Annotated in this window: 17 protein-coding genes; 13 read left to right on the forward strand and 4 right to left on the reverse strand. The window is 63.7% G+C overall.

The window, feature by feature from the left end; translation table 11 throughout:
- The first annotated feature begins 42 nt into the window (after window positions 1–42).
- From accC to QM612_RS07400, 9 genes are all read left to right on the forward strand, one after another.
- Complete coding sequence (gene accC, locus QM612_RS07360) at window positions 43–1,410, forward strand: acetyl-CoA carboxylase biotin carboxylase subunit (protein WP_415253248.1); 1,368 nt, start codon at window positions 43–45, stop codon at window positions 1,408–1,410.
- Between the two features lie 70 nt (window positions 1,411–1,480).
- Window positions 1,481–2,803, forward strand: coding sequence for a hypothetical protein (locus QM612_RS07365; RefSeq protein WP_415253249.1), 1,323 nt, complete (start codon window positions 1,481–1,483; stop codon window positions 2,801–2,803).
- A 70-nt stretch (window positions 2,804–2,873) separates the two neighbouring features.
- Window positions 2,874–3,797 carry a 50S ribosomal protein L11 methyltransferase gene (gene prmA, locus QM612_RS07370; protein ID WP_415253250.1) on the forward strand — a complete coding sequence of 308 codons (924 nt, stop codon included), beginning with the start codon at window positions 2,874–2,876 and terminating at the stop codon, window positions 3,795–3,797.
- Window positions 3,794–4,306, forward strand: a complete 513-nt coding sequence (locus QM612_RS07375; protein WP_415253251.1) for a DUF3426 domain-containing protein — start codon at window positions 3,794–3,796, stop codon at window positions 4,304–4,306. The genes prmA and QM612_RS07375 overlap by 4 nt, the downstream gene beginning before the upstream one ends.
- 151 nt (window positions 4,307–4,457) lie before the next feature.
- Complete coding sequence (gene fis / locus QM612_RS07380; protein ID WP_415253252.1) at window positions 4,458–4,721, forward strand: DNA-binding transcriptional regulator Fis; 264 nt, start codon at window positions 4,458–4,460, stop codon at window positions 4,719–4,721.
- Between the two features lie 143 nt (window positions 4,722–4,864).
- A complete protein-coding gene (gene purH, locus QM612_RS07385) occupies window positions 4,865–6,505 on the forward strand; it encodes a bifunctional phosphoribosylaminoimidazolecarboxamide formyltransferase/IMP cyclohydrolase (protein WP_415253253.1) in 1,641 nt (546 codons plus the stop codon).
- A gap of 99 nt (window positions 6,506–6,604) precedes the next feature.
- Window positions 6,605–7,903 carry a phosphoribosylamine--glycine ligase gene (purD, locus tag QM612_RS07390; RefSeq protein ID WP_415253254.1) on the forward strand — a complete coding sequence of 433 codons (1,299 nt, stop codon included), beginning with the start codon at window positions 6,605–6,607 and terminating at the stop codon, window positions 7,901–7,903.
- A gap of 80 nt (window positions 7,904–7,983) precedes the next feature.
- A complete protein-coding gene (locus tag QM612_RS07395; protein WP_415253255.1) occupies window positions 7,984–8,205 on the forward strand; it encodes an AbrB/MazE/SpoVT family DNA-binding domain-containing protein in 222 nt (73 codons plus the stop codon).
- Window positions 8,206–8,214: 9 nt separating this feature from the next.
- On the forward strand, window positions 8,215–8,640 hold the full coding sequence (locus QM612_RS07400; RefSeq protein WP_415253256.1) for a type II toxin-antitoxin system death-on-curing family toxin: 426 nt from the start codon (window positions 8,215–8,217) through the stop codon (window positions 8,638–8,640).
- Here QM612_RS07400 and QM612_RS07405 read toward each other — a convergent pair.
- Window positions 8,631–9,779, reverse strand: a complete 1,149-nt coding sequence (locus QM612_RS07405) for a serine hydrolase domain-containing protein (protein WP_415253257.1) — start codon at window positions 9,777–9,779, stop codon at window positions 8,631–8,633. The genes QM612_RS07400 and QM612_RS07405 overlap by 10 nt on opposite strands.
- Window positions 9,780–9,902: 123 nt before the next feature.
- On the opposite strand from QM612_RS07405, the gene QM612_RS07410 reads away from it, so the two are divergent.
- The 3 genes from QM612_RS07410 to QM612_RS07420 all read left to right on the forward strand — a co-directional run bounded on the left by QM612_RS07410 (window position 9,903) and on the right by QM612_RS07420 (window position 12,689).
- On the forward strand, window positions 9,903–11,813 hold the full coding sequence (locus QM612_RS07410) for an MFS transporter (RefSeq protein WP_415253258.1): 1,911 nt from the start codon (window positions 9,903–9,905) through the stop codon (window positions 11,811–11,813).
- Window positions 11,814–11,882: 69 nt separating this feature from the next.
- Complete coding sequence (locus tag QM612_RS07415; protein WP_415253259.1) at window positions 11,883–12,188, forward strand: DUF1778 domain-containing protein; 306 nt, start codon at window positions 11,883–11,885, stop codon at window positions 12,186–12,188.
- A gap of 3 nt (window positions 12,189–12,191) precedes the next feature.
- Window positions 12,192–12,689 carry a GNAT family N-acetyltransferase gene (locus QM612_RS07420; protein ID WP_415253260.1) on the forward strand — a complete coding sequence of 166 codons (498 nt, stop codon included), beginning with the start codon at window positions 12,192–12,194 and terminating at the stop codon, window positions 12,687–12,689.
- Window positions 12,690–12,695: 6 nt separating this feature from the next.
- Here the strand turns inward: QM612_RS07420 and QM612_RS07425 are convergent, their stop codons facing one another.
- Window positions 12,696–13,007, reverse strand: coding sequence for a helix-turn-helix domain-containing protein (locus QM612_RS07425; protein WP_415253261.1), 312 nt, complete (start codon window positions 13,005–13,007; stop codon window positions 12,696–12,698).
- Between the two features lie 168 nt (window positions 13,008–13,175).
- Here QM612_RS07425 and QM612_RS07430 point away from each other — a divergent pair, with 168 nt between their 5' ends.
- The gene (locus QM612_RS07430) at window positions 13,176–14,081 is read left to right on the forward strand and encodes a hypothetical protein (RefSeq protein ID WP_415253262.1); all 906 of its coding nucleotides are present in this window, start codon (window positions 13,176–13,178) and stop codon (window positions 14,079–14,081) included.
- Window positions 14,082–14,153: 72 nt separating this feature from the next.
- Here QM612_RS07430 and QM612_RS07435 read toward each other — a convergent pair whose 3' ends face one another.
- Together QM612_RS07435 and QM612_RS07440 are read right to left on the reverse strand one after the other, a co-directional pair.
- The gene (locus tag QM612_RS07435) at window positions 14,154–14,516 is read right to left on the reverse strand and encodes a DUF5615 family PIN-like protein (protein WP_415253263.1); all 363 of its coding nucleotides are present in this window, start codon (window positions 14,514–14,516) and stop codon (window positions 14,154–14,156) included.
- On the reverse strand, window positions 14,513–14,740 hold the full coding sequence (locus QM612_RS07440) for a DUF433 domain-containing protein (RefSeq protein ID WP_415253264.1): 228 nt from the start codon (window positions 14,738–14,740) through the stop codon (window positions 14,513–14,515). The genes QM612_RS07435 and QM612_RS07440 overlap by 4 nt, the downstream gene beginning before the upstream one ends.
- Window positions 14,741–15,017: the final 277 nt, after the last annotated feature.

The raw sequence follows: 15,017 nt of genomic DNA on the forward strand, positions 1-15,017 counted from the left end.
AGTTCGACCAGCCTCTGTTTGTCATCGGCTGAGGCGACGGCCATGCTCGACAAGGTCGTCATCGCCAATCGTGGCGAAATCGCGCTGCGCATCCTGCGCGCCTGCGCCGCGCTCGGCATCCGCACGGTCGCGGTGCATTCCACCGTGGACCGCAACCTCAAGCACGTGGCGATGGCGGATGAATCCGTCTGCATCGGCCCGGCACCGTCATCGGAAAGCTATCTCAACATGCCGGCGATCATCGCCGCCGCCGAGGTGACGGACGCGCAGGCCATCCACCCCGGCTACGGCTTCCTGTCGGAAAACGCCGACTTCGCCGAGCGCGTGGAGCAGAGCGGCTTCGTCTTCATCGGGCCGAAGGCCGACACCATCCGCCTGATGGGCGACAAGGTGGAGGCGATCCGCGCGATGAAGGCCGCAGGCGTGCCCTGCGTGCCCGGCAGCGGTGGCCCGCTGGGCGACGATGCCGTTGCCAACGTGAAGATCGCGGCGGAAATCGGCTATCCGGTGATCGTCAAGGCTGCCGGCGGCGGCGGCGGGCGCGGCATGCGCGTGGTGCATACCGAAGCCGCGCTGACCAACGCCATCGCCACCACCAAGCAGGAAGCCAAGGCCGCGTTCGGCAACGACATGGTCTATATGGAGAAGTTCCTGGAAAACCCGCGCCATGTGGAAATCCAGGTGCTGGCCGATGGACAGGGCAATGCCATCCACCTGGGCGAGCGCGACTGCTCGATGCAGCGCCGCCACCAGAAGGTGGTGGAGGAAGCGCCCGCACCCGGCATCACCGACGAACAGCGCACGGAAATCGGCAAGGTCTGCGTGGAAGCCTGCATCCGCATCGGCTATCGCGGCGCGGGCACCTTCGAGTTTCTGTACGAAAACGGGCGCTTCTACTTCATCGAGATGAACACCCGCATCCAGGTGGAACATCCGGTGACGGAACTGGTCACCGGCATCGATCTGGTGCGCGAGCAGTTGCTGATCGCCTCCGGCCACAAGCTGTCGATCAAGCAAAGCGACGTGGTGCTGAAAGGCCACGCCATCGAATGCCGCATCAATGCGGAAGACCCGGAAACCTTCCTGCCCTCGCCCGGTCTGGTGACGCATTTCCATTCACCGGGCGGCCCCGGCGTGCGGGTGGATTCGCACGTCTATGAAGGCTATCGTGTGCCGCCGAACTACGATTCGATGATCGGCAAGCTGATCGTCCACGGCGCAACCCGCGAACAGGCCATCGCCCGCATGCGGGTGGCGCTGTCGGAAATGGTGGTGGACGGCATCAAGACCAATGTGCCGCTGCAACAGCGCATCCTCGCCGACGGCGGCTTCGCGCAGGGCGGGCAGAACATCCACTACCTGGAAAAGCGGCTGGCCGAGCGCAAGGAAAAGGCGCTGTCCATCCTTTGATGGGCATGTCCGTTTTTGGGGCGATTTTCCGCTTGACAGTGGGAACGCCCCAAAAACCCGGAGCCCCGCCATGCGTCGCCGCCACACCCTGTTCCTCGCCCTCGCCGCCACGCTGGTGGCGCTGCCCGCCGCCAGCCAGCAAAAAGCCAAGACCCCGCCGACCAACCTGTACATCGACGCACTGACCCACAACATGGCCGGGATGCCGGACATGGGCGGGATGATGGGTGGCATGCTCGGCGGGATGGCCCGCCGGATGGGCGGGGCCGACACCGCCAAGCCCACCTACCCCAATGCGCGCGTGGGCGGCATGACCGGGCAATACCTGGACATCGCCCTGCACAACACGCTGAAGCCCGGTGTCGAGGCACAGGACTTGATCCCTTCCGGTTTGAACCTGGGCAAGTCGCTGAGCCTGATCCCGATCGAGCCCAGCAAGCCCACCGAAGGCGGCACGCCGCCGGGCAAGGTGCCCGATGTCGAAGTCAGGATCACCGAATACTGGGGCTGCGGTGCCAGCGTGCGGCCGGGCCAGCCCAAGGTCGCCACCTTCAAGCTCAAGGGCGGCGGCAAGACCATCGACCCGAACAACCCAATGGGCAGCATGCAGGGCATCGACTTTCAGGCCACCGGCAGCATCTCGAAGGAAATCCGCGCGATCGACCGCGACATCGACCTCATGCCGGGCTGGGTGTACTGGCCCAACCGCAAGTCCGGCAAGCAGGTACCGACCGGCGCGCGGCTGGCCGGCGGCCACAAGATCACCGGCGACGGCATCCCGGCTTCGATGCAGTTCCAGATCGAACAGGCCGCCGACTTCATGCCCAAACTCGCGCTGCGCACCCAGGGCGAGCTGACCGACGCGATCGGCCTGAGCTGGCCTTCGGTCGAACGCGCCCGTGGCTACCACATCACCGGCATGCACATGCAGGTGCTGGGCGAGAACTCGTACGCCATCACGATGTGGAGCAGCGCCGAGGTGCCCGGCGCGCGCGAGGACCTGCACGCCTACCTCGGCAGCAGCTACATCGAAAAATGGCTGAAGCAGAAGGTATTGCTGCCTGCCACCGCCACCAGCTGCACCATCCCCAAGGGCATCTTCGCCGGCAAATCGAATGTGCAGGGCCAGCAGCAAGCCATGCCGGGCATGTTGCAGATGACCGCCTACGGGCCGGAAAGCTGGATCACCTATCCGCCCAAGCCCGCCGACCCCAAGCAGCCGTGGGACCCGGAATGGAGCGTGCGCCTGCGCGCCAAATCCACCGCCACCGCCATGCTCGGTCTGGATTTCGGCGGCATGCAGCAACAGGAAAATGGCGAGGGCAAACCGCAGCAGCAACAGCAGAAGAAGCCTTCGGTGAAGGGCCTGCTGAAGGGCATCCTGGGCGGCTGATCGCACCCGTGGGCTTGTCGCCGCGCGCGCGCGCGGCGACCATGGGCACCGGTTCCATGCCGGCAGCCACATGCCCTACCTGCAACTCACCCTTCCCAGCAGCGAATCCGATCAGCCGCGCTACGAGCGCGCGCTGGACGATGTGGGCGCGCTTGCGGTCAGCCTGCAGGACGCGCATCTGGATGCCGCCGACGAGCAAGCGATCTTCGAGCCCGGCGTTGGCGAACTGCCGCTGTGGGACGAGATGACGCTGACCGCACTGTTCCCTGCGGACACCGATGCATTGCTGCTGCTGGCCGCGCTGGAGGCGTTCGATCCGGGGCTGGACTGGAGCAAGGTGCGCTTTGAATCCATCGCGGATCAGGATTGGGAACGCGCGTGGCTGGACACCTTCCAGCCGATGCGCTTCGGCGCGCGCACCTGGATCGTGCCATGGAACCACGAGCTGCCGGATGATGCACAGGCGGACGATGCCGCCATCGTCCGGCTTGACCCCGGCCTCGCCTTCGGCTCCGGCACGCACCCCACCACTGCGCTGTGCCTGCGCTGGCTGGACGGTTTGTCCGCCTGCGGCGAGTTGCAGGGCAAGACCGTGCTCGACTTCGGCTGCGGCAGCGGCATCCTTGCGCTGGCGGCATTGAAGCTTGGCGCTGCGCGCGCGGTGGGCGTGGACAACGACCCGCAGGCGATCATCGCCACCGCCGACAATGCACAGCGCAATGGCGTTGCCATCGATACCTTCCTGCCGGCGGACGAACCCGCGGCAACCTATCCGGTCGTGGTCGCCAACATCCTTGCTTCCGCACTGGACGCGCTTGCGGAAACGCTGGCCGCACGCACCGCATGCGGCGGACGCATCGCCATGTCCGGCATTCTGGCCGGGCAAGAAGACGAACTGCTGCAACGCTACGCACCGTGGTTCGATGACCTGCGTGTTGAACGCGAAGACGACTGGATGCGCATCGAAGGCGTGCGCAACGCGGTGGCCGCATGAGCCGCACGCCCAGCTTCGCGCGCGTCGATGCACCCGCCACGCCACGCCGCCGACGCGGCGAGTGGATCGTGCTGGTGGCACTGCTCCTGCTGCTGGCCGTGCAACTGTTCTTCGGCGAGCGTGAGCGGCTTGCTGCCGATGCGCGCTTTCGACCTGTGGTTGCATCGGCCTGCGCGCTGGTTGGCTGCAAACTGCCGCCGTGGCGTCAGCCTGCTGCGTTCTCGATGCTCGCGCGTGACGTGATCGCGGTGCCGGATCGGCCCGGCGTGCTGCGCGTGCAGGCCAGCTTCCGCAACGATGCACGCTGGCCGCAGCCGTGGCCGGCGCTGGTGCTGACCCTGTCCGATGCCGACAGCCGCACGCTGGGCGCACGCCGTTTCCTGCCCGCCGACTACCTCGGCGAAACGCCACGGGCCGGCGAACTCGCACCCGGCCAATCCGCACAACTGGCCTTCGACATCGCCGAGCCCGCGCCGAACGTGGTCGCCTTCGACTTCCGGTTTGATTGAGCAGGTTTGATTGAGCACGTCCGACCGAACGCGCCTAGATGTTTTTTCGGATGAATGCGGCAACGTGCGCGCATCCGCGCATCCATCGCGCTAGACTCGCTCCCCCGCATCGTCACCCGTTCCGATGCGGCCAGCATCCAAGGGCCATCGCTTGAACGTTTCCGCCGACCGTCAGGACGCCAATCGCGCGCCATTGCGTGACCACGTCGCCACCTCCGTGCGCCGCTACCTGCGCGACCTCGACGGCTGCGAGACCGATGACCTCTACAACACCGCCCTGCGCGAGCTGGAAATCCCGCTGTTCGCGGAAGTACTGAAGCATTGCGATGGCAACCAGAGCCGCGCCGCGGCGATGCTGGGCATCCATCGCGCCACCTTGCGCAAGAAGTTGAAGGACTACGGACTGTCGTCCTGATCCAGCACACGGTTGCAGATGGCGGGCGTTCGCGCAGCGGCATTTCGAGCCGCGAAGCGAATGCCCGGCAGCGGCAAGCGCACCACAGGCCAGCGCAGCAACACGTTTATAATTCGCGCTTCCCCATCGCTTCGCGCCCCCACATGTCCGCCGACTTCCTTTCCGGCGCGCCGGTGACCATCCGCCGCGCCCTGCTGTCCGTGTCCGACAAGACCGGCCTGATCGAACTTGCCAACGCGCTTGCCGCGCATGGCGTGGAACTGCTCTCCACCGGCGGCACTGCCAAGGCCCTGCGTGATGCCGGCCTTGCGGTGAAGGACGTGAGCGATGTCACCGGCTTCCCGGAAATGATGGATGGCCGCGTCAAGACGCTGCACCCGCTCGTGCATGGTGGCCTGCTGGGCCGCGCCGGCGTGGACGATGCAGTGATGGCGCAGCACGGCATTGGCGCCATCGACCTGCTGGTGCTGAACCTGTACCCATTCGCGAAGGTGGCGGCGAATCCGGACAGCCGCTTTGCCGACATCATCGAGAACATCGACATCGGCGGCCCGGCGATGCTGCGCAGCGCGGCCAAGAACTTCGCACGCGTTGCCGTTGCCACCCATCCCGCGCAATACGCCGCCCTCATCGACGAGATGAAGGCCAATGCCGGCGCGCTGTCGGCAAAGACCCGCTGGCAACTGGCGGTGGCCGCGTTCAACGATGTTGCGCATTACGACGCCTGCATCAGCAATCACCTGTCCTCATACGTGGATCCCTCCACAGAAGCCCGCACATCCATGTGCGGACTTTCCACAAAAGCCGAGGATGGCACGCAGGCACTGTTCCCCGCGCAGGCCAATGGCACCTTCGCCAAGGTGATGGATCTGCGCTACGGCGAGAACCCGCACCAGCAGGCCGCGTTCTACCGTGACCTGCAGCCTGCGCCAGGTTCGCTGGCAACGTTCACGCAGTTGCAGGGCAAGGAACTGAGCTACAACAACATCGCAGACAGCGATGCGGCGTGGGAATGCGTGCGCCAGTTCGACCTGCCTGCCTGCGTGATCGTCAAGCACGCCAACCCCTGCGGCGTGGCGGTAGGCACAGGCTGCGGCGATGCCTACGAGGCCGCTTATGCCACCGACCCGACATCGGCCTTCGGCGGCATCATCGCCTTCAACACGAAGCTGGACGCTGCGACCTGCAAGACCATCCTCGACCGCCAGTTCGTGGAAGTGCTGATCGCGCCCGATTACGACGAAGCGGCGCTGGCCTATGCCACGAAGAAGGCCAATGTGCGCGTGCTTCGCATCCCGCTTGCGCCGCCGTCGCAAGGCTTCATCGACACCAAGCGCGTTGGCTCCGGACTGCTGATGCAGACCGCTGATGACCGCGTGGTGACGCGCGATGAGCTGAAAGTCGTCACCAAACTGGCCCCGACCGAAGCGCAGTTTGGCGACTTGCTGTTTGCATGGAAGGTCGCCAAGTTCGTGAAGTCCAACGCGATTGTCTATGCGAAGGACAGCCGCACGATTGGCGTTGGCGCAGGCCAGATGAGCCGCGTGTATTCGGCGCGCATCGCCGGCATCAAGGCACAGGACGCGGGCTTGCAGGTGGAAGGTTCGGTGATGGCGAGTGATGCCTTCTTCCCGTTCCGCGACGGCATCGACGCCGCCGCGCAGGCCGGCATCAAGGCCGTGATCCAGCCCGGCGGTTCCATGCGCGATGCGGAAGTAATCGCGGCGGCGGACGAACACGGCATCGCCATGGTGTTTACCGGCGTGCGGCACTTCAGGCATTGATTCTTCTTGCTGTCATTCCGGCGAAAGCCGGAATCCAGCTTTTCATTCGTCCAAGAGCTGGATTCCGGCTTTCGCCGGAAGACAGCAAGGGGGGGCACCATGAAACTTCTCGTCATCGGTTCCGGCGGTCGCGAGCACGCGCTTGCGTGGAAGCTGGCGCAGTCGCCGCGCGTGTCCGAGGTGATCGTCGCGCCCGGCAATGCCGGCACCGCCGCCGAAGCGAAATGCCGCAACGTCGCGGTGAAAGTCACCGACCTCGACGGCCTGCTGAAGCTGGCACGGGACGAAGGCGTGGCGCTGACCGTGGTCGGCCCGGAAGTGCCGCTGGTGCTGGGCGTGGTGGATCGCTTCCGCGCCGCCGGCCTGCGCATCTTCGGCCCGGTTGCTGCTGCCGCGCAGTTGGAAGGCAGCAAGGCCTTCGCCAAGGATTTCCTTGCCCGCCACGGCATCCCCACCGCGTTCTATGCGGTGCATACCGATGTTGATGCAGCACTTGCCTACGTGCAGGAGAAAGGCGCACCCATCGTCATCAAGGCCGATGGCCTGGCTGCCGGCAAGGGCGTGATCGTGGCGATGACATTGCCTGAGGCCGAAGCCGCCGTGCGCGACATGCTGGCCGGCAATGCCTTTGGCGATGCCGGCGCGCGCGTGGTGATCGAGGAGTTCCTCGACGGCGAGGAAGCCAGCTTCATCTCGATGGTCGATGGCAACACCGCGCTGCCGATGGCGACATCGCAGGATCACAAGCGCGTCTTTGATGGCGACACCGGGCCCAACACCGGCGGCATGGGCGCGTATTCGCCCGCACCCGTGGTCACGCCCGAGGTGCATGCGCGCGTCATGCGTGAAGTCGTCAACCCCACCGTGCAGGGCATGATCGAAGACGGCGTGCCGTTCACCGGCTTTCTCTACGCCGGGCTGATGATCGATGCCAGCGGCGCGCCGAAAGTCATCGAGTTCAACGTGCGCTTCGGCGATCCGGAAACGCAGCCGGTGATGCTGCGCCTGCAGTCCGATCTGCTCGATCTGATCGAAGCCGCCACCGACGGCAAGTTGCACGAAGTTCAGGCGCAATGGGATCCGCGCCCGTCGCTGGGTGTGGTGATGGCGGCTAGGCCATATCCGGAATCACCCATTACGGGTGACGTGATCGAAGGTCTGGATGCCGTGCCGGCGAACGCCAAGGTTTTCCACGCCGGCACCACGCTGGATGCAGACGGCAACGTGGTCAGTGCCGGTGGTCGCGTGCTGTGCGTGACTGCGCTGGGCGAATCCGTATCCGATGCGCAGCGCAATGCACATGCCGGTGTCGATGCGATTTCATGGGCGAACGAATTTCATCGTTCCGATATCGGCTGGCGCGCGATAGAACGCGAGCGCAACAACGCATCGCCGTAAAGTCGTAGATGCGGAGCCAAGGCATTGCATCCGCGCACATCGCCGTATAACATCAGTTATAACCACGGCGGAGCACCCCCATGAAGCTGAAGATCACCACCGTCGGCAATTCCGCCGGCGTCATCCTGCCCAAGGAACTGTTGGCCCGCCTGCGCCTGGACAAGGGCGACGAGTTGTACGCGCTGGAAACGCCGGACGGCATCCGCCTGACCACCTATGACCCGGAATTCGCCGCGCAGATGGAGGTGGCGGAGCGCATCATGCGCGATCATCGGGAACTGCTGCGCAAGCTGGCGCAATAAGGCCGCGCGATGATCATCTGGATCACACGCGATCTTGCGCTGTCCATCCACGAACGCCAGTTGTCCGAACATGGCGGCGGCGAAGGCGTGCGCGACGAAGCCTTGCTGCTATCCGCGCTTGCACGCCCGCAGCAGTTGTTCGCCTATGGCGATCCACCACCAGATCTAGCCGATCTTGCTGCCAGCCTCGCCTATGGCCTTGCGAACAACCATCCCTTCGTGGATGGCAACCAGCGCACTGCACACGTCTGCTACTTCGTGTTCCTGACACTGAACGACGCACATCTCGATGCAGGTCTCGATGAGATGTACGTGCAGATGCTGTCACTGGCCGAAGGCTCGCTCAGCGAAGCCGAGTTCGCCGACTGGCTACGCCCGCGCCTGCGCATGCGCTCGCGCAATGCCGTGCATGAGCCAAAGCCGCGTTATCGCTGAGGCAACACCTCGGCTGCCAGCGCCTCCGCCACGGCGCGCAGATCAGCCTTGCCGCCCCATGCATTCACATGCAGGGCGACCACCACATCCTGCTGCGGATAGTTGACGAGATAGGAAAGCGTGCCCTTCACGCTGCCGCCGTGTGCCATGTAGGTACGGCCTGCGGCGTCCTGTTGCACGCGCCAGATCAATCCCTGCGTGGGCACCTTCTCGCCCGTGTCTTCCGGCCACGGCATCACGGCAGCATCCAATTGCGGGCGATACATCTCGGCAATGGCGGCGTCACCCAGCAGCTTGCCGGTGTTGAGCGCATGCACCATTCGCACCATGTCCTCGTCACTGGACAGGATGCCGCCACCGACGTACTTGTAGCTGACGTTTTCCTGCACCGCATTGCGCAAGGTGGCCGTTGCGGCATCCCACTCGTAGCCGCGCGCCCGGCGCGGGATGATCCGGGCTGGCACGTCCAGATGCGTGGCCCGCATCCCTGCCGGTTGCCAGACGTGCTGGCGCAGATAGGTTTCCATGGCTTGCCCGCTGGCCTGTTCAATCGCGGCCTGCAACAGATTGGTGGCAAACGAGGAATAGCTCCAGTGCGTGCCCGGCGCGAACAGCAAGGGCTCGTCCCGCCAGCGGCGCGTTGCCGCTTCGATGCTGTCGAACTGCTGGAAACGCAGCACCTCGCCTTCGCCGAATTCACCATCCCGGTAGTGGCGAATGCCGGATGTGTGGGTCAGGATCTGGCGCACCGTGATGGGAGCCTGCTTGCGCGGGAACCATGGCGCATAGGTCTGGATGTCCGCATCCAGGTCGATCTTCCCCTGCTCGACCAGTTGCATCACGGCAATCACGGCAACCACTTTCGAGACCGAGCCGATGTTGTGGACGGTACCGCCATCCATCGGCACCGCGTTCTCGACATCGGCAAGCCCAATCCCGCCGGAATAAACCAGTTGCCCCCGCACCATCACCGCAGCAGTCGCGCCCGGCGCGTGCGCGGCGTCGCGCAGTTGCTCCAGTTGCGCACGAAGACGCGGCGCATCCAGTGCGAAGGCCTGCTGGAAAGCACCCAGCAGCAGGCACAACGCCAGCATCCAGGTCCACGGCCGAAACAGGGTTGATCCGTTGCAGCGACGCATGCGCAATCCTTCGACACCGGCGTGTCAGTCGATCCAGGATGGATTCTGGATGCGGCTACGCGGCTGCACAAGCGCCGCCCTCACCACGTCCGTTATCCTCCGCCTGACCAGCCGGAGACACGCATGGCCCATTCGCAATTCGAGCTGCTCAGGCAGCGCCGCTTCCTGCCCTATTTCGTGGTGCAGGCGCTGGGCGCGTTCAACGACAACGTGTATCGGCAGGCGATCATCGGGCTGATCGGCGCGATGGCGCTGGCCGGCACGCTGTCGCAGGACACGCAGGCGCTTTACACCCAGCTTGCACCGGCGATCTTCATCATTCCCTACTTCCTGTTCTCCGCCACCGCCGGGCAGATCGCGGAAAAGCTGGAGAAGCAGAAGCTCATCGTCATCACCACGACGATGGAAATCGCGGTCATGTCGCTGGCGGCGATCGGATTCGTATTGCAGAGCATGCCGATCCTGCTGGTGGCGCTGTTCGGGACTGGCCTGCAATCCACGCTGTTCGGGCCGGTGAAGTATTCGATCCTGCCCTCCGTGTTGAAGCCGGAAGAACTGACCGGCGGCAACGGTCTTGTCGAAATGGGCACGTCCATCGCCATCCTTGTCGGGATGATTTTCGGTGGCCTGATCTTCCAGTTGGCCGGCGAACGCGGCCCGCATGTGGCGGCCGTCACCATCATCCTGCTGGCCATTGCCGGCAACGCAGTGGCGCGACGCATTCCAGAGATAGATGCCGGCGAACCCGAACTGAAAGTGAGCTGGAACATCGCGCGCGAGTCGTGGCACATCTGGCAACTCACCCGCAAGCAACTGGCGGTGCGCAACGCGATCCTTGGTGTGAGCTGGTTCTGGTTCATCGGCACGGTGTTGACCGCGCAGCTGCCGATGTATGCCATCCACAATCTCGGCGGTGCGCAGGCGCTGTACATCTTCGCGCTGGCGCTGTTCTCCATCGGTGTTGGTGTCGGCTCGATCTGGTGCGAGCGGCTGTCCGGGCGCGTGGTGGAAATCGGCCTGGTGCCGCTGGGTGCATTCGGCGTCAGCGCCTTTTTGCTTGACCTGTATTTCGCGCGGCCCGGTCAGGCGCTGGCGAACAATCTGTCGGTGATGCAGTTCGTGCAGGCACCTGGAAGCTGGCGAATCATGCTGGACTTGACCGGCATCGGCCTGTTCACTGGCTTCTTCGTGGTGCCACTTTTCGCGCTGATCCAGAGCCGCTCACCCAAGCATGAACTGGCGCGCGTGATTGCCGGCATGAACATCCAGAATGCGATGTTCATCGTGGCGGCTGCGCTGATCGGCATCGCGCTTCAGCGCTACCTAGGCTGGACGATCCCGCAGGTGTTCCTGGCGCTTGCCATCGCCAACACACTGGTGGCGATCTGGATTTTCACCATCGTCCCCGAATTCCTGATGCGCTTCCTCAGCTGGCTGCTGGTGCGCACGCTGTACCGACTGCGCCTGCACGGCATCGAAAAGCATGTGCCGGATGAAGGCGCGGCGCTGCTGGTCTGCAACCACGTCAGTTACATGGATGCGCTGATCCTGTCCGCCTGCATCCCGCGCCCGGCGCGCTTCGTGATGTATTACAAAATCTTCAACATTCCGGTGATGCGCTGGATCTTCAAGACGGCGAAGGCAATCCCGATTGCCGGGGCACGCGAAAACCCGGAGATCATGCAACGTGCATTCGATGCCGTGGATGCCGCATTGGCCGAAGGCGAACTGGTCTGCATCTTCCCCGAGGGCGCGCTGACCAAGGACGGCGACATCGCCCCGTTCAAATCCGGTGTGGAGAAGATCCTGCAACGCGCCGCCGCACGCGGGCAGCAGGTGCCGGTGGTACCGATGGCGCTGAAGAACATGTGGGGCAGCATGTGGAGCAAACGCGATTCCCGGCTGGGGCAGATGCGCGTGCCACGCCGCCTGCGTGCGCATATCGAAGTCGTGGCCGGTGAACCGATGCCGTTTAACAGCACGGCGGAAATGCTGGAAGCGAAGGTGCGGGAATTGCGAGGGGATGCGGCTTAGGCGAACCGCGCGCACAATGTAGCGTGAATTGCACTACACTCCTTGAAACAACCACCTTCCGCAAACGCCATGAGCACAGTCACCCGACGCAAGGAGCACCCGCTTTCGATGCGTCTTCCCGATGCCGACATCGCCGTCATCGACCGCGCTGCCAGTCTGCGCGGGCGTTCCCGTACCGACTTCGTGCGCGAAGCTGCAGTGCGTGCGGCGGAGGACGTGCTGATGGATCACCGCATCGTCCGCATGAGCGCCAAGGGCTTCGCGCATTTTCTGGCCGAACTGGATGCACCCGCTGCGCCGGTGCCTGCCATGGTGGAAGTGGCGCAACGCCCCGCGCCATGGGAACGCAAACCCGCGCGCAAGCCGGGGCGTTGAGCCTTGGCGCTGTCCGCCCCGGAGTTCATTACTGCCGCACACGATGTGTCCGGCTTTTCCTGCGGCAAACCCGCACTCGACCACTGGTTGCAGCATCGCGCCCTGTCGAATCACGAAAAGGGATTCACTGCGGTGACGGTGGTGCATGAAGCGCGGCGCGTGGCCGGCTATTACGGCCTTGCACCCACGGCAGTCCTGCCCGATGTGTTGCCGCGCGCGCTCCGCTCCGGACAGCCACCAGACCCCGTGCCCTGCCTGCTACTGGGTCAACTTGCCACCGACCGGCAATGGGCCGGGCAAGGCATTGGCACCGGGTTGCTGAAACACGCACTTGACCGCTGCGTGCAGGCCGCTGGGCTGATTGGCGGACGCGCGCTCGTCGTGCATGCCGTGGACACGGAAGCAGCCGCATTCTGGGAGCGGCGCGGATTCATACCCTCGAAGGACGATCCGCTGCTGTTGTTCCAGTCCATCGCGCGGATTGCGGCATCACTGGCCTAGCGTGCCTTACGCCCTGCGCAGGTGATCGCAGGCGCTCTTCACCAACTCCAGCACGAAATCACGGTCGCGTTCATCCAGATCGGCCAGCCATGCACTGAGGATGGTGGCCTGTGCGTCCGGCTGGGCAGAGCTTTCAGTCAGCAATTCGCCAACGCGCACGCGCAGGCAAGCGCTGATTCTTTCCAGTGTCAGCAGGGAAGGCAACGTGGCTCCGCGCTCGAAGCGCGAAATTGTTTCTGCATCCACGTCCAGCCTTTCGGCCAGCGCGGCCTGTGTCCAACCACGCAACTTGCGCCGCTCGGCAATGTTGGCACCCAAGCGTCGAGCCAGTACTCCCGACTTCTTTGACCCTGCCATATCTGTTGTCCCGCAAGCCGACAGATATGGTTGTCTTTGCCTTGGCCTGGTGTTAGGTTTCGATTTGTTGTATCCAACATTTAGTGTTGACTACTACCTCACAAGAACAGCCGCCCGATTGGAGAAGCGATGAGCGCCGCACTTGAACAGCCGACAAGGAAAGTCGGCATCCTGCTCTTCATCGGCATTCTGTTCCTGCCTTACATCTTCGTCTGGTTCCTGTTGCGCAAAGGCCATTCGACCTTGGCGCGGACACTCGGCTTCGGCTGGCTCCTGCTGTTGTTCTGGCTCGTCTCCGGCAAAAGCCCCGACCCAACCACGCGTGCGCAAACACAACACACCAGTGCGCAACAACAGGAAGCCGCGCTGGCCGCATTGCGTACGGAACTCGACGGCAACCGCGATGGCATCCTGCGGGACATCCAGGCATTGATGGAAAAGCAGGACTTCCAGGCAGCGCAACAACAAGCCGCGCGCTACGGCGAGTTGCACGATGCGCAAATCGACGCACTCGCACAGCAAGCTTCTGCAAAGCTGGAAGCACTGCAAGCGGCACAACGCGCGGAAGCAGACAAGCATGCAGCAGCGGCGCTGCAAAGCCTGAGCAAGAAAACCGACAAGATCGAAGGTGTCGATTGGTACAGGGACAAGAGTTCACCGGCCTACAACAACCAGAACGGCTTCTACCTCTATATCGGCAAGAAGGCAGAATCGAATCCCTGGCTGCGCTTGCGCATCCAGTATTACTCCGATGATTGGCTGTTCATCCGCTCGATCATCGTCGTGGCGGATGGCCAGCGCTTTGAAAAGAACGGCCTCGACTTCGAGCGCGACCACGACAGCCACATCTGGGAGTGGTATGACGCCAACCCAACGGCAGAAGACCTGCGGATGATTGAAGCGGTCATCGCGTCGAAGGATGCGACGATCCGGTTCGTCGGCCAGCAATACCACAACGACAAGAAAATCACGGCATCGCAAAAGGCCGCGCTACGGCGAGTTCTTGATGCCTACAAGGCACTGGGCGGCACCTGAAACGCCGCAACTCGATTGCCTGTCGTTTCGATTATGGGAAATCCCGTATCGTGGATTCCCGATGCTCCAAACCTACAATGGCAACAACCTGACGCGCGTGCGTTCCGGCTCGATGCTGATCAACGCACCGGCCTCCAGTTCCGCCACAAGCAATTTCAGCGCCTGCACTACATAGCGCCCAACGGTTGCCGGGCGCACATCGTCCGCGCGAAGTTGCGCCACGCTGGGCTTGCCGCCATGTGTAGCGGCAAGGATCGCGCTGAAATCCAGATCATTGGTGAAAACGATGAAGCCCGCCTGTGCCGCATGGCGCATGATCGTTTCATCCGGTGCCTTCGGGTCGCCCACTTGCGACCAATGCACGGCGGCGATGCCTTCCGACGCCAGGAACTCGACCCAGCGCGGCGACAGATTCATGTCAATCAGCAGTTTCACGCTGCTGCAAGCTGGATTTCGCGCTCCTCGGCACGCCATGCGGCGTAACGCAATGCCTGCACGATGTCTTCACGTTCAAGGTACGGGTATTCGGCAAGGAGGTCGTCGATAGTCACGCCCGCCGCGATCTGACCAACCAGCATGCTCACGGTGACCCGCAGGCCACGAATACACGCCTTGCCACCCATCACGGTTGCTTGTTGCGTAATCCTGTCCAGATTCATCTGACCCTCGCAAAACCGCTTCGTTTCGTCTGCATCCTACCCCACCCACCCCGCCACCACGAACAGCGCGATCACCGCCAGCCACAGCACCAGCACGCGCCATGCAAGGTTCATGGCGTCGCGCAATTCGGGCAGGCGGGAACGAAACCCGCCCGCGGGTTCTAAGAGCCTGTTCAAAGTCTTTCTCATCCCTGATGCTATAGGGATGAGACATCCCTATCCCAGTGACATCAGCCGCGAGCAGTTCGAGACGATCCTTCCGCTGCTGGAGAGTGCC

The sequence above is a fragment of the Thermomonas sp. genome, from assembly GCF_047606765.1.
Taxonomy (GTDB): Bacteria; Pseudomonadota; Gammaproteobacteria; order Xanthomonadales; family Xanthomonadaceae; genus Thermomonas.

Excerpts from the sequence above, each read along its gene's own strand:
- QM612_RS07400 (WP_415253256.1), top strand. The coding sequence starts at position 8,215 with ATGATCATCTGGATCACACGCGATCTTGCGCTGTCCATCCACGAACGC.
- prmA (WP_415253250.1), top strand. The coding sequence starts at position 2,874 with ATGCCCTACCTGCAACTCACCCTTCCCAGCAGCGAATCCGATCAGCCG.
- accC (WP_415253248.1), top strand. The coding sequence starts at position 43 with ATGCTCGACAAGGTCGTCATCGCCAATCGTGGCGAAATCGCGCTGCGC.
- QM612_RS07415 (WP_415253259.1), top strand. The coding sequence starts at position 11,883 with ATGAGCACAGTCACCCGACGCAAGGAGCACCCGCTTTCGATGCGTCTT.
- QM612_RS07375 (WP_415253251.1), top strand. The coding sequence starts at position 3,794 with ATGAGCCGCACGCCCAGCTTCGCGCGCGTCGATGCACCCGCCACGCCA.
- QM612_RS07365 (WP_415253249.1), top strand. The coding sequence starts at position 1,481 with ATGCGTCGCCGCCACACCCTGTTCCTCGCCCTCGCCGCCACGCTGGTG.
- purH (WP_415253253.1), top strand. The coding sequence starts at position 4,865 with ATGTCCGCCGACTTCCTTTCCGGCGCGCCGGTGACCATCCGCCGCGCC.
- purD (WP_415253254.1), top strand. The coding sequence starts at position 6,605 with ATGAAACTTCTCGTCATCGGTTCCGGCGGTCGCGAGCACGCGCTTGCG.
- QM612_RS07440 (WP_415253264.1), bottom strand. The coding sequence starts at position 14,740 with ATGAATCTGGACAGGATTACGCAACAAGCAACCGTGATGGGTGGCAAG.
- QM612_RS07410 (WP_415253258.1), top strand. The coding sequence starts at position 9,903 with ATGGCCCATTCGCAATTCGAGCTGCTCAGGCAGCGCCGCTTCCTGCCC.
- QM612_RS07405 (WP_415253257.1), bottom strand. The coding sequence starts at position 9,779 with ATGCGTCGCTGCAACGGATCAACCCTGTTTCGGCCGTGGACCTGGATG.
- QM612_RS07430 (WP_415253262.1), top strand. The coding sequence starts at position 13,176 with ATGAGCGCCGCACTTGAACAGCCGACAAGGAAAGTCGGCATCCTGCTC.
- QM612_RS07395 (WP_415253255.1), top strand. The coding sequence starts at position 7,984 with ATGAAGCTGAAGATCACCACCGTCGGCAATTCCGCCGGCGTCATCCTG.